Consider the following 12375-nt stretch of genomic DNA (forward strand, 5'->3'; position numbering starts at 1 on the left):
CCATCGACTTGCCCGGCTTCGGCCCGCTGCCAGCGCACGAGGCGCCAGAGCCGGCGCCGGAACCGCAGCGCCGCACGCGCGCGCGCAAGGTGGCTTTGAAGCAGGTACAGCTCGAATTGCTGGAGCCGACCGACGCCACGGGCCTGCCCGTGTGGACGCGCGACGCCGGCCTTGACCTGACCGGCTTGCCCATCTGGGCGCCAGATAATTAGTCCCATGCCGGCGGCCGTTTGCCGCCAGCTTCCACACCACCATCCGCACAAGGGCGTAGAACGCCTGTAGACTGTGCCCATCCACCCGCTTTTTACCGGCTCCGCCCCTATGAACACCACCACTAACACCACCAATTCTTTTTCCAGCCTGCCGCTGACGCCCGCCTTCCTGGCCAACCTGGACTCGCTCGGCTACCACGAGATGACCACCATCCAGGCGCAAAGCCTGCCGGCGGTGCTCGATGGCCGCGACCTGATCGCCCAGGCGAAAACGGGCAGCGGCAAGACCGCCGCCTTCGGCATCGGCATCCTGCACAAGCTCAATCCGGCCTGGTTTGCCGTGCAAGGCCTGGTGCTGTGCCCCACGCGCGAACTGGCTGACCAGGTGGCCAATGAACTGCGCCGCCTGGCCCGCGCGGCCGGCAACATCAAGATCCTGACCCTGACGGGCGGCGCGCCGATGCGCCCGCAAATCGCCTCGCTGGAACACGGCGCCCACATCGTCGTCGGCACGCCGGGCCGCATGCGCGACCATCTGGGCCGCGGCACCATCAGTCTGAACCATGTGCAAACGCTGGTGCTCGATGAAGCGGACCGCATGACGGACATGGGCTTTTACGAGGAAATCGCCGGCATCGTCAGCGCCTGCCCCGCACGCCGCCAGACCCTGCTCTTCTCGGCCACCTACCCGGAAGACATCCGCCGCGCCACGGCATCGTTCCTCGTCAATCCGCTGGAAGTGACGGTCGAGGCGCAGCACGACAACGACAAGATCGAGCAGCGCTTCTATGAAATCGGCTTCGACGAGCGCAATGGCGCCGTCGGCAAGCTATTGAAACACTTCAAGCCAGAATCGACTCTGGCTTTCTGCAACACCAAGGTGCATTGCCGCGAACTGGCCGAGGAACTGCGCCAGCAAGGCTTTTCCGCGCTGGCCCTGTATGGCGAGCTGGAACAGCGCGAGCGCGATGAAATCCTCGTGCTGTTCGCCAATCGCAGCTGCTCCGTGCTGGTCGCCACCGACGTCGCCGCGCGCGGGCTCGACATTTCCGACCTGGGCGCCGTGATCAACGTCGACGTCTCGAAAGACACGGAAGTGCATATCCATCGCATCGGCCGCACTGGCCGCGGCAGCAAGAAGGGCCTGGCCCTGTCGCTGTGCGCGCCAAATGAAAAGAAATGGGTCAAGCTGATCGAGCAGTACCAGAACAGCGCCGCCGAATGGCACGACCTGAAGGAACTGGCGGAAGATGACGGTATGGAAGCGCTGCCTGCGCCGATGGTCACACTGTGCATCATGGGCGGCAAGAAGGACAAGCTGCGCCCGGGCGACTTGCTGGGCGCGCTGACGGGCGACGCGGGCCTCACCAAGGAGCAAGTGGGCAAGATCAACGTGTTCGAGTTCATGACCTACGTGGCGCTGGAGCGCAAGGTGGCCGAAGCGGCCTTCAAGCGTCTGAACGCGGGCAATACCTTGGGCCGCGACTTCGGCAACATCAAGGGCCGCAGCTTCAAGATGCGCTTTATCGAGGCGTAAGCGCCTGCAAGGCACGCAGGGCCGCCATGGCCCTGCTTCCCGGATAGTCTTCCCCTGCGGGAAAGCGCCTGCGGTAGTAGCAGTTCCAGTAGCTGACGGCGCGCCGCTGCAGCGTGGCGAGATACGCGCAATTCTCCCGCAGGTAGCGCGCCAGCGCATCGGCATTCCAGGCTGGCAGCGCCGCTTCGATTCTCTCCACGATCTCCAGCACGTAGTCGCCGCACAGGTGCACGACGAAGGGCACCGTCCACGCCCGCTCCTGCAGCAACAGCTGTTTCAAGCACGCTTCGCGCAGATGGCCGTCATGGTGGCGCGTGCCCAGGCACAGGGCGATCGCGCCAGCGTCGCCGGCCAGCTGCGTACCGGCCAGCAACTGCTCGCGCTGGTAATAAGTGCGCGCAGGAATGCGCAGCAAGCAGCCATCCTGATGCACGCCAAACGTTTCCGAGGGTGCGTGCAGCTGGCCTGTGGCCAGCGCGGGCAGCAGCTGCACCAGGGTGGCGGCCAATGCCGCCGGAAAGGCGTCCGCTTCAGCCATCGCGCCCCTCCTGGCAAACCTTGCGCACGCCCAGCGCAGGCTTGTCCATCTTTTCAAAGATCACATTCGAATACCATTCGGCGGGCTTGCCCAGCGAAATATAGTACGCGCCGTGCGCAAACAGGGCCGGGGTTTCCTTGCCCGGCCTGGCACCCTGCAGAAGAGCCGGATAGGCCGCCTTGTCGATCTGGCGGCAACGCGCGGCCAGCAGCGGCTCGCCTGCTGTGGCCAGTACGGGAAAACCAGGACACTGGCTGGCCGCCTGCGCGCAGTAGAAGGCCAGGCAACAACTGAGTAACAGCAAACGACGCTTCACGGCAGCTCCAGTTTCATCAGGCGGCCATTGTGCCGCACTGACGCGCATGGCATCGTCACAAGAGGCGCGCCTGCTGGCCCTGCGGCGTATCGTCGATGTCATAGCCGGCCGCGCGCGCCAGTGCGCGCAAACGGTCTGACTCGGCCCACTGGCGCTGCGCGCGGGCGATGGCCCGCTGCGCCATCCATGCCTGCACCTGCTGCGGCAGCTCCAGCCGCGCCGGCTGCCAGGCCAGCAGATCGAGCCCGAGGGCCGCATCGAAACGGGCCATGGTGGCCTTTTTCACGCCATCGGGCAGCTCGCTTTTCAGCAGCTCCCAGGCCACGGCCAGCGCGCGCGGAAAGTTCAGGTCATCGTTGATCTGCGCCGCAAAGCGCGCCAGCCATACGGGATCGGCCTCGCCCTGCGGCGCACCCAGTGCATGCACGCCAGAGCGCAGGCGCGCCAGACCGCTGGCGGCGGCGCGCAAGGCGTCGTGCGTGAAATTGAGGCTGCTGCGGTAGTGGGCGCCCAGGCACAGATAGCGGTAGGCCAGCGGATCGACGCCCTGCTCCGCCAGGCTTTGCAGGCGCAAAAAGTCGCCCGAGGATTTCGACATCTTCGCATCCTGCGTCTTGAGGAAGGCGCCATGCAGCCAGAAGTTGGCCAGGCGCGTGCCGTGGCGCGCTTCCGTTTGCGCGATCTCGTTGCTATGGTGGACGGCCACGTGGTCTTCGCCGCCGCAATGGATGTCGAAGTACGCGCCCAGGTGCTTTTCCGCCATGGCCGAGCATTCGATATGCCAGCCGGGGAAACCCAGGCCCCACGGGCTGTCCCACTCCATCTGGCGCTGTCCCGGCACGCCGCTGAACTTCCACAGCGCAAAGTCGCAGATATCGCGCTTCTCGCCCCGGTCCACGCGCTTGCCCGCCTGCAGGCCATCGCGCTTCAGGCGCGCCAGCTTGCCGTAACTGTCCTGGCGCGTGGTGTCGAAATAGATGCCGTCGTCGGTGCGGTAAGTGTAGCCCTTCGCTTCCAGGTCGCCGATGAAGGCGATCTGCTCCGCGATATGGTCAGTGGCGCGGCACCAGACGGTGGGCGGCAGGATATTCAACTGGCGCAAATCGTCTTCAAACGCGCGGGTAAATTCAGAGGCGATGTCCCAGGCTGACCTGCCGCTACGGGCGCTGCGGGCCTCGATCTTGTCGTCGCCGCTGTCCGCGTCCGACGTCAAATGGCCCACGTCCGTGATATTCATCACGTGGCGCACCTGCAGGCCGCTGAACTCGAGCGCGCGGCGCAGGCCGTCGACGAACAGATAGGTGCGCAGGTTGCCGAGGTGCGCGTAATCGTAGACAGTGGGGCCGCAGGCATACAGGCCCGCCTGGCCCGGGGTGATGCTCTCGAAGGGCCGCAGGCTGCGGCTATACGTGTCGTACAAATGGAGTGTCATGCGGGACTTTCATTAGCGCTGCGGAAAAAGAAAATGGCCACAGGTTTTTCAACACTGTGGCCATCGAATGAGGAGTAAAAAATTACCGGCGCGTAGCCGCATCCTCACGCAGCCAGGTACACGGACACAGCGCAGCGGTGGCGCGGTGTGCAAGCACTGGAGGGAGGATGAAGGTGATCATGGGATAAATATCGCATGCGCGCGGGATGGCCGTCAAGCCCTCCCGCACCAAACGCTTATTTTTTCGCCTGCTCGATATGTGGCAGCAGCACCGTCAGGATGCCCAGCAGCGGCAGGTAGGAGCAGACTTTATACACATAGGCGATGCCCGACACATCGGCCAGGTGGCCCATGGCGGCGGCGGCGATGCCGGAAACGCCGAACATCAGGCCAAAGAAAATCCCCGCGATCATGCCCACCTTGCCCGGCACCAGTTCCTGCGCGAAGACGACGATGGCCGAAAATGCGGACGAAATCACGAAGCCGATGATCACCGTCAGCACGGCCGTCCAGAACAGGTCGACATACGGCAGCAGCAGGGTGAACGGCGCGGCGCCCAGGATGGAAATCCAGATCACGCGCTTGCGGCCGATGCGGTCGCCGATGGGGCCACCCATGAAGGTGCCGGCCGCCACGGCCGCGAGGAACAGGAACAGGTATAGCTGGGCATCGCCGAGCGACAGGTGGAATTTGTCGATCAGGTAGAAAGTGTAATAACTCGACAGGCTGGCCATGTAGATATACTTCGAGAACACCAGCAGGGCCAGCACGCCCAGCGCGCCCATCACCTTGTTGCGCGACAAGTTCGGCCCATGGCCGCCCGCCTTCGGCTTGAAGCTGGCCAGGTGGCCGCTGTACCAGTGGCTAACCTTGTACAGCACGCCGATGGCCAGTACGGCCAGCAGGCTGAACCAGGCGATATTGCCGTGGCCACGGTTCACGATGACGGCCGCCGCCAGCAGCGGCCCCAGGGCGGAGCCCACATTGCCGCCCACCTGGAACAGGGACTGGGCAAAGCCATAGCGCCCGCCCGAGGCCATGCGCGCCACGCGCGATGCTTCCGGGTGAAAAGTCGAGGAACCGACACCGATCAGACCCGCAGCGATCAACAGCGTCGGGAAGGTCGAGACGATGGACAGCATCAGCACGCCGGCGAGCGTGAAGCACATGCCGACCGGCAACAGGAATGGCAGCGGACGGCGGTCCGTGTACAAGCCGATCCAGGGCTGCAGCAAGGAAGCCGTGCACTGGAACGTCAGGGTGATGAGGCCGACCTGGGTAAAACTGAGTGAAAACTCGGCTTTCAGCATCGGATAAATCGACGGCAATAATGCCTGGATCAAGTCATTGAGCAAATGCACGAAGGCGACGGCGCCCAGGATGTGCATGGCCAGACCAGATTGTTGTTGGGAAGCAGAAAGCGAGGGAGCCGTCGGCACGGGCGTGGCCAATGCTGGGGCAGGTGTGGTTGTGTGCATGTGTCATCCGCAATAATCGGGCACGGCGGGCGGCCCGGCAAAGAAGCCAGTATAGTATGGTCGCTGAACTGATAACTTCCAATAATCGTCGCCCAAGTGACAAGCAAGTCACCATCCAACAACGCACATGTATAACCAGCAACCCGCCCAGACCCACCCCGATGGCGTGCCATTCAGCCGCAGCACCAGCTCGCACGATTACCAGCACGTGCCGCGCCCCGTGACGGCCATGTCCAGGCAATATGCGGCGGGAGACTATACGGCGCCGCACAGCCATGTGCGGGCACAACTGCTGTATGCGACGCAAGGCGTGATGCGCGTCGCCACCGAGCACGGGGTGTGGATATTGCCGCCCAGGCGCGCCCTGCTGATCCCCGTGGGCGTCGAGCATGAAGTCCATATCATGAGCGAACTGAGCATGCGCACCGTGTACATCGATGCGCAGGTCGCGGCCCCGTATGGCGCCGATTGCAAGGTGCTGGAAGTGAGCCGGCTGTTGCGCGAGCTGATCCTGGCCTTGCTGGCCGAACCGATCGAATATGCACTGGCGGGGCGCGGCGACTGGCTGGCGCACCTGATCCTGTCGGAACTGACGGCAGCCGATACGGTGCCCCTGGCCATACCCTGGCCGCGCGACCGCCGCCTGGTGGCCGTGTGCTCGGCCATCATGAACGCCCCCGGCAGCCGGCGCAGCATCGAGGACTGGGCGCAGGATGCAGGCGCCAGCGCGCGCACCCTGATCCGTTTATTTCCCAAGGAAACGGGCTTGCACTACCGCCAATGGCTGCAGCAAGTCCATCTGGCCGAGGCCTTCTGCCGCCTGGACCGTGGCGAAGGCGTGGCGACCATCGCCCATGCGCTCGGCTATGCCAGCCCCAGCGCCTTCAGCGCCATGTTCCGCCGCATCCTGGGCCGCACGCCGCAGCACTACCTGGGAGAGTGGCGCGCCGTCGAGTAAACGCAGAAAGCAGCCCGAAGGCTGCTTTTTTACCTTTAAAGCTTACTCTTTTTCGCCCGCAATCAAGCGGTAGGCCAGCGCGCCCAGCAAGGCGCCGATGATCGGTGCCAGCCAGAACAGCCACAGCTGGCTGGTGGCCCAGTCGCCCACATACAGGGCCACGCCCGTGCTGCGAGCCGGGTTGACCGAGGTATTCGTCACGGGAATGCTGATCAGGTGAATCAGGGTCAGCGCCAGACCGATAGGCAGCGGGGCAAAACCGGCCGGCGCGCGCTTGTCGGTGGCGCCCAGGATGACGATCAGGAAGAACATCGTCAGCACGATTTCAATGACCAGCGCCGACAGCATCGAATAGCCGCCCGGCGAATGGGCGCCATAGCCATTCGAGGCAAAACCCTTGCTGACGTCGAAACCGGCCTGGCCGCTGGCGATCACGTACAGCACGCCGCCGGCCACGATGGCGCCCAGCACTTGCGCGATGATGTAAGGCAAAAGCTGACTGGCAGGAAAGCGCCCGCCGGCCCAAAGGCCGATCGAGACGGCGGGATTCAGGTGGCAACCCGAGATGTGGCCGATGGCGTAAGCCATGGTCAGCACCGTCAGGCCAAACGCCAGCGCAACGCCGGCAAAACCGATGCCAAGACCGGGAAAGCCAGCGGCCAGCACGGCGCTGCCGCAACCGCCCAGCACCAGCCAGAACGTGCCGAGGAACTCGGCGCCATATTGTTTCATGATGTATTCCTTTTCAGTGACAAGAAAACGTGCCAGGGACGACCAATCGGACCGCTCACCACCTTTGCCTGCACCCGGAGGCGACGGCAAAGCACAGCACCAGCAACGCAGCACAAGCTGCAGAGCGCGAATAATGACATGATGTCATTATCAATGCAACACTATTACGTGCAACTATATAAATAGTTCTCTTGACGCCAAAAGGTTTTTTTGACAATTTCTACGGCGCGGGGCGGCGCATGTATTTTTGTGGTGCCTCCAATGGCGCAAAACCAAAGCTCGCATACAGCTCATGCGCGTCATCGGTCGCCAGCATCCAGCCGACATTGCGCAAGCGTGCATCGCCGAGTACGGCGGCCAGCAACTGCTTGCCATAGCCGCGCCCCTGGTATTGCGGCAGCACAAACACGTCGCGCAGGTAGGCAAAATCCGTGTAATCGGTGACGACCCTGGCGAACGCCACTTGCTGGTCATCCACATAGCCGCCGAAACACAGCGCATTGGCGATTCCCTTGTGCACCGTTTCCATCGCCACGCCGCGCTTCCAGTATGACTGCTCGCTCAGGTAGCGGTGGATCATGGGCACGTCCAGTTCGTCGCGCTCGCTGGAAATGTGGAGTGGCGCGCGCATCAGTTCTTGGACAGCAGGTCGGCTTCGGCGATGCTGGGCTCGCCGAAGTACACGGTGCGCAAGCCTCCCTTGGCATCGCTGCCCATATACACGCCCGTCATGCTGCGCGCGACCGGATCGTACAGGATGGTGTAATGGTGGCCGCAATTGTGCGGTTCGCAGATGCTGCTCAGCAGGCGCGCCTTGCCGTCGATCTCGACGGGTTTGAGCGGGCTGGCCACGCCATCGGGCACCCAGCGCTGACGCTTCAGGCCAGCTTTTTTCAGGCCGATATTGAAGGCCTTGCGAAAGGCGTAATCTGCCTTGTAGACGTCGGGGAAGTAAGGGCAGGTGTGGCCGCCGTCGCAGTTTTGCGCCTGTTCTATGAGCGACAGCCTGGGCGTCCGGGCTTGTGCCGGCATGGCAGCCAGGGCCACGGCAGCGCCCAGAAACAGAGGTAAGAGCAAACGTACGGACATGCAATCTCCTAAAAGCATCGACTAAGGCGGGCAGCATAGCAGCATGGCATGCTCGTACAGCGACATCAGGGAGAACAACGGATGCCGACGACCCCGTTGACCTTGCCTTCCGCCCAAGCCGTCTCGCGCCAGCGGTATACGCCGGGCGCGACGATGATCAACTGCCATTCCACCAGATTGCCAGCGGCATTGCGGCGGGTTTCATTGTCATAGCGCAAAGTCAGGCTACGCTCCGTTTCCGCCACCACCGTCGCGGCAAAGCGGTTGGTTTCGCCCAGCTTGCTTTTCCACGTACGGTCATTGAAGATCGCCAGCCGCTGATGATCGTCAGATAGTTGCATGCGTGTAAAGTGTCGCGCTTCTTCGCAAACACTATTCGTATTGACGCTGTCGGACCAACTGCCAGACAATTGCGCGACGTCAAAAGATAAGGGAGTGGCAGTCACGGCCGCACTCAGCAGCAAGGTTGCAAGCATAGTTTATCAAAAGAGAACGAAAAGAGAAATCACGGCTGAGGCAGCGCCAAAGTGATGCTCGACGGCAGTGCAGGCGTGCGCCGGTGCAAAGTCGCTTGCTCATAGGCATATGCCATCGCTATGAGCTGCATGTCGCCGTTAGCCTGACCGATGAAGGACAAACCGACAGGCAAGCCCTGTACCACGCCGGCAGGCACCGTGATTTGGGGCGAGGCGGACTGCGCCTGCACATCCCCATGGCAAGTGGGGCCCACCAGTGCATCGAGTCCATGTGCCCCCAGCAACGCTTCGATGTCGCCAGGCCCGGGCTGGGGCGGCATCTCGATCAATTCCGCCCCCTGTTCGCGCAACACCAGCAGCGCCTGCCCGATCACGGCATCGGTCTCGGCGCACCGGCCGAACAGGCTGCGCGCCACACCGATGCGGCGCCCATGCAGGCCAGCGGCGTCGAGTACCACGCCATCGGCCAGGTGCTCGCCGCGCAAGGCCGCGAGCAGCCACGCCGCCTCGCGCACGCTGGGCGCCATCGGTCCAGCCGTGGCTGGCTCGCCGCCCTGCCCCGCGACAATCGTGCCCGTGGGCTTGATGGCGACCAGGCCGCATGTCGACGCGGGCGCGACAATGGAACCGTCCACGGCACTGTCCACGGCCAGGATGGTCAGCCCGGCCCAGCTGGCACTGGCATGCGGCACGCTGACGGCAGCCCACTGGCGTAAATTGCTTTTGCCGATGATAACGGCGCCGGCCGCGCGCAAGCGTGCCGCCACAAAGGAATCGCAGCTGGCATGCGTGGTCTGGGGCGACTGCGTGCGCGTCTTCATGCGGTCCCCGGTGGCAATATTGTCGCGCAAGACGACGGGAATGCCATGCAAGGGGCCGCGCACCTTGTGCACTTGCCTTTCGCGATCCATTTCCAGGGCAATTTTCAGCGCCTCGGGATTGATTTCAATGCCGGGATAGGCGCGCGCGCCGATGCTGCACAGGGAACGGATGCGCCCCAGGTACTGCGACGTCAGCGCATGCGAACTGAGTTTGCCTGCCTGCATCATCTGCTGTTGCGGCAAGACGCCGGCATCGAGCAAATGGGCCATGGGGCTGGCGGGCGCCGTGGCACGGGCCAATACGGGACGCGTCACGCCCCGAGGCGCGCCATTGCGTAACATCTGACTGCGCTGCATGGTATCTCCAAGAAACTTCAATGTTTCTACCGTAATAATGCTCTATCCACAGCATAGCAGTCCTTGCAACACAATTGTTGTTGAAGGGAATTTTTTAAGCAAAAAAAACGCCGCCCGAAGGCAGCGTTTCTTGATAATCAAGCACTGGAGCAAAGCGGACCGGCTTTTTCCGGGCCATGCGAGCAGCGCAATGCAATGCTCTATCAGTTGCGTACGACACGCTTGTATTCGTTGGTACGGGTGTCGATTTCGATGACGTCGTCTTGTGCCACGAACAGCGGTACTTGCACGATGTGGCGGTGTGCATCGATGGCGTTTTCGATCTTGGCTTCTTTCAGGACGTTGCCCGAAGTGTTGCCTTTGACTGCAGGCTCCGAGTACACCACTTGACGGGCGATGGTCGTCGGCAGTTCAACGGAGATGGCCTTGCCATCGTAGAAAATGGCTTCGCATTCCATGCCATCTTTCAGGTAATGCAGCGCATCGCCCAGGTTTTCTTCTTCGATTTCGTACTGGTTGTACTCGGTGTCCATGAAGACGAACAGCGGGTCGGCGAAGTACGAATACGTCACTGGTTTTTTATCCAGAACAACAACGTCGAACTTGTCGTCGCCGCGGAACACGTTTTCCATCGGGGTGTTCGTCAGAAGATTTTTCATCTTCCATTTGTAGGTGAAGCCCGTGCGGCTCGAACCGTTGACATCAGAACGCAACACGATCATTGGCTTGCTGTCGACCATGATGATATTGCCAACACGAATTTCTTTTGCGGGTTTCATAGGAATGTACGTAAAAAGTGGGTTGCATGAAGACCATCTGCCGCCTGTGCGCCATCAGCGCCGCAAGCTTGCGTTTGATCGGTTAAAAATACGTTAGAAATAACCGGGCATTTTACCTTAATTTTGAGCAAGCGCCTATCTCGTCGCGCCGGCAAACGCCAGCAAGTTACTTGCCAGATCGCCATTAGCCTGCATCTGCCGCTGCCAGGCTTGCGCGCGCCCCCCAAGGCGCGGCAGCTCGGCCTGCAGGGCGGGCCAAAGCTGCGTCCACGGCAAGGCGTCCGCGCTGGCGCCATTCCAGGCCAGTGCCGCCTGCAGCAGGCTGTCGATGGCACCGTCCGCGTCCGTCGCATAGCGTTGCAAGAAGGCGCGCAGTTTCACGTGATGCAAGTTTTCATCCTGCAAATAGATATGCCAGAGAAACGGCCGGCCGGCCCACTGCGCGCGCACGAAGGAATCTTCGCCGCGCACGAAATTGACGTCGCAGGCCCACAGCAGGCGGTCGTAATCGTCTTGCGGCACAAACGGCAGCACGCGCACGGTAAGCGCGCCGCGCCTGCGCGCCGTACCAGCGACCGCCGCATCGTCGCCGATAAATGCCCGAACGGCATCGAACGCAACCCCTTCCGGCACCAGGCACGTCACGGGTTCACTGCCGGCCTGCCAGGCCGCAAACAATGCGGCGACCGGCGCGGACGGGTAGCAGAACAGCGACACTTTCAAAGCAGACATTTCCGCCTGGCTCACACCGAATTGCCCCAGGAATGCCGCCTTTGCGCCGGCATCAGCCTGGAACGCCAGCCGCCGCTCGTCGAGCGCCGCTTCGCGCAGCAAGCCGCCCGTTTTAGGCGTGAAACCGGGGAAGAAGAAATGCTTGATCATGCCGTGGCGCGGCGACGTCAGCGCATGGCAGCCCTCGACCCACTCTTCCGCCGTCAAGCCTTCCAGGTTCAGCCACACCGGCTGCGGCGCGCATTGCGCCATGGCCGCGATGTAGCCGGGCGGAATGTCGCAGGCAAAAAACTCGATGACGATGTCGGCAATATCGGCAGGCGCAAACACGCCATCCTGGTCGCGCCAGTGGCGCACAGTGACACCAGACACTTGCTGCGCTTCGGCAGCGACGTCGATCGCGGGGCAAATGCGCTGGAAACTGGGTAAATCGTCGACCCACAGAGTCACAGTCACGCCGTGTTCGCCGCTCAATTGCCGCGCCAGGCGCCAGCAAATGCCGATATCGCCGTAGTTATCGACGACTTTGCAGAAGATGGCCAGGGATGGCCGGCGATCGCTAGGTAAGGGCATGAATAGGCAAGAATAAAGGGAAAACGTTGGCATGCCGGCAAACAACAAAAAAGCCGCGCTGTTACCAGGCGGCTTTTTTGTTGGCTGATTCAGCCGGTCTGGCGTCCCCAAGGGGATTCGAACCCCTGTACTCACCGTGAAAGGGTGATGTCCTAGGCCTCTAGACGATGGGGACAGAAATCTGTCCTGAATGCACTACTTCGCATCCTGACCCGGCACTGCAGCAATCGCAGAAACAAAAAAAGCCTGACTTGTCAGGCCCATTCAGCACTGCACTTACTTTACAACTAAATCCTGGCGTCCCCAAGGGGATTCGAACCCCTGTACTCACCGTGAAAGGGTGAT

14 protein-coding genes and 1 tRNA gene are annotated in these 12375 nt (G+C 62.2%); 3 read left to right on the plus strand and 12 right to left on the minus strand.

Annotation, left to right across the window (positions count from 1 at the left end):
• The first annotated feature begins 2 nt into the window (after positions 1 to 2).
• A complete protein-coding gene (locus K0F85_RS11500) occupies positions 3 to 212 on the plus strand; it encodes a hypothetical protein (RefSeq protein WP_219116174.1) in 210 nt (69 codons plus the stop codon).
• A 109-nt stretch (positions 213 to 321) separates the two neighbouring features.
• A complete protein-coding gene (dbpA, locus tag K0F85_RS11505; RefSeq protein WP_219116175.1) occupies positions 322 to 1749 on the plus strand; it encodes an ATP-dependent RNA helicase DbpA in 1428 nt (475 codons plus the stop codon).
• Here dbpA and K0F85_RS11510 read toward each other — a convergent pair.
• From K0F85_RS11510 to K0F85_RS11525, 4 genes are all read right to left on the minus strand, one after another.
• On the minus strand, positions 1736 to 2287 hold the full coding sequence (locus K0F85_RS11510; RefSeq protein WP_219116176.1) for a hypothetical protein: 552 nt from the start codon (positions 2285 to 2287) through the stop codon (positions 1736 to 1738). The two genes, dbpA and K0F85_RS11510, sit on opposite strands and share 14 nt — an antisense overlap.
• Positions 2280 to 2603: a hypothetical protein gene (locus K0F85_RS11515; RefSeq protein WP_219116177.1), complete on the minus strand. Its 324-nt coding sequence runs from the start codon at positions 2601 to 2603 to the stop codon at positions 2280 to 2282. Before K0F85_RS11515 ends, K0F85_RS11510 begins: the two co-directional genes overlap by 8 nt.
• A 55-nt stretch (positions 2604 to 2658) precedes the next feature.
• Complete coding sequence (gene cysS, locus K0F85_RS11520) at positions 2659 to 4035, minus strand: cysteine--tRNA ligase (RefSeq protein WP_219116178.1); 1377 nt, start codon at positions 4033 to 4035, stop codon at positions 2659 to 2661.
• Positions 4036 to 4271: 236 nt separating this feature from the next.
• On the minus strand, positions 4272 to 5423 hold the full coding sequence (locus K0F85_RS11525) for an MFS transporter (protein ID WP_257572735.1): 1152 nt from the start codon (positions 5421 to 5423) through the stop codon (positions 4272 to 4274).
• A 217-nt stretch (positions 5424 to 5640) separates the two neighbouring features.
• Between K0F85_RS11525 and K0F85_RS11530 the strand changes: the two genes are divergently transcribed.
• Complete coding sequence (locus K0F85_RS11530) at positions 5641 to 6471, plus strand: helix-turn-helix domain-containing protein (RefSeq protein WP_219116180.1); 831 nt, start codon at positions 5641 to 5643, stop codon at positions 6469 to 6471.
• Positions 6472 to 6513: 42 nt separating this feature from the next.
• On the opposite strand, the gene aqpZ is transcribed toward K0F85_RS11530, so the two are convergent.
• From aqpZ to K0F85_RS11570, 8 genes are all read right to left on the minus strand, one after another.
• A complete protein-coding gene (gene aqpZ / locus K0F85_RS11535; protein WP_219116181.1) occupies positions 6514 to 7203 on the minus strand; it encodes an aquaporin Z in 690 nt (229 codons plus the stop codon).
• A 220-nt stretch (positions 7204 to 7423) separates the two neighbouring features.
• Positions 7424 to 7834, minus strand: coding sequence for a GNAT family N-acetyltransferase (locus K0F85_RS11540; RefSeq protein WP_219116182.1), 411 nt, complete (start codon positions 7832 to 7834; stop codon positions 7424 to 7426).
• Positions 7834 to 8292 (minus strand): Ivy family c-type lysozyme inhibitor, encoded by a 459-nt coding sequence (locus K0F85_RS11545; RefSeq protein ID WP_219116183.1) that lies wholly within the window; start codon positions 8290 to 8292, stop codon positions 7834 to 7836. Before K0F85_RS11545 ends, K0F85_RS11540 begins: the two co-directional genes overlap by 1 nt.
• A 65-nt stretch (positions 8293 to 8357) precedes the next feature.
• On the minus strand, positions 8358 to 8633 hold the full coding sequence (locus tag K0F85_RS11550; protein WP_219116184.1) for a hypothetical protein: 276 nt from the start codon (positions 8631 to 8633) through the stop codon (positions 8358 to 8360).
• 164 nt (positions 8634 to 8797) lie between these two features.
• The gene (locus K0F85_RS11555) at positions 8798 to 9946 is read right to left on the minus strand and encodes an amidase family protein (RefSeq protein WP_219116185.1); all 1149 of its coding nucleotides are present in this window, start codon (positions 9944 to 9946) and stop codon (positions 8798 to 8800) included.
• Positions 9947 to 10149: 203 nt separating this feature from the next.
• Positions 10150 to 10725 (minus strand): elongation factor P, encoded by a 576-nt coding sequence (locus K0F85_RS11560; RefSeq protein ID WP_100876390.1) that lies wholly within the window; start codon positions 10723 to 10725, stop codon positions 10150 to 10152.
• Positions 10726 to 10860: 135 nt separating this feature from the next.
• Positions 10861 to 12030 carry an elongation factor P maturation arginine rhamnosyltransferase EarP gene (gene earP, locus K0F85_RS11565; protein WP_219116186.1) on the minus strand — a complete coding sequence of 390 codons (1170 nt, stop codon included), beginning with the start codon at positions 12028 to 12030 and terminating at the stop codon, positions 10861 to 10863.
• Positions 12031 to 12129: 99 nt separating this feature from the next.
• Positions 12130 to 12205, minus strand: a tRNA-Glu gene (locus K0F85_RS11570).
• Positions 12206 to 12375: the final 170 nt, after the last annotated feature.

This window comes from Janthinobacterium sp. UMAB-56 (genome assembly GCF_900095265.1).
Lineage (GTDB): Bacteria > Pseudomonadota > Gammaproteobacteria > Burkholderiales > Burkholderiaceae_D > Janthinobacterium.

What these genes read in the sequence shown, in the direction of transcription:
- K0F85_RS11525 (WP_257572735.1), bottom strand. Translation starts at nt 5,423, where the DNA reads ATGCACATCCTGGGCGCCGTCGCCTTCGTGCATTTGCTCAATGACTTG.
- K0F85_RS11510 (WP_219116176.1), bottom strand. Translation starts at nt 2,287, where the DNA reads ATGGCTGAAGCGGACGCCTTTCCGGCGGCATTGGCCGCCACCCTGGTG.
- earP (WP_219116186.1), bottom strand. Translation starts at nt 12,030, where the DNA reads ATGCCCTTACCTAGCGATCGCCGGCCATCCCTGGCCATCTTCTGCAAA.
- K0F85_RS11560 (WP_100876390.1), bottom strand. Translation starts at nt 10,725, where the DNA reads ATGAAACCCGCAAAAGAAATTCGTGTTGGCAATATCATCATGGTCGAC.
- dbpA (WP_219116175.1), top strand. Translation starts at nt 322, where the DNA reads ATGAACACCACCACTAACACCACCAATTCTTTTTCCAGCCTGCCGCTG.
- K0F85_RS11545 (WP_219116183.1), bottom strand. Translation starts at nt 8,292, where the DNA reads ATGTCCGTACGTTTGCTCTTACCTCTGTTTCTGGGCGCTGCCGTGGCC.
- aqpZ (WP_219116181.1), bottom strand. Translation starts at nt 7,203, where the DNA reads ATGAAACAATATGGCGCCGAGTTCCTCGGCACGTTCTGGCTGGTGCTG.
- K0F85_RS11555 (WP_219116185.1), bottom strand. Translation starts at nt 9,946, where the DNA reads ATGCAGCGCAGTCAGATGTTACGCAATGGCGCGCCTCGGGGCGTGACG.
- K0F85_RS11530 (WP_219116180.1), top strand. Translation starts at nt 5,641, where the DNA reads ATGTATAACCAGCAACCCGCCCAGACCCACCCCGATGGCGTGCCATTC.
- K0F85_RS11550 (WP_219116184.1), bottom strand. Translation starts at nt 8,633, where the DNA reads ATGCAACTATCTGACGATCATCAGCGGCTGGCGATCTTCAATGACCGT.
- cysS (WP_219116178.1), bottom strand. Translation starts at nt 4,035, where the DNA reads ATGACACTCCATTTGTACGACACGTATAGCCGCAGCCTGCGGCCCTTC.
- K0F85_RS11540 (WP_219116182.1), bottom strand. Translation starts at nt 7,834, where the DNA reads ATGCGCGCGCCACTCCACATTTCCAGCGAGCGCGACGAACTGGACGTG.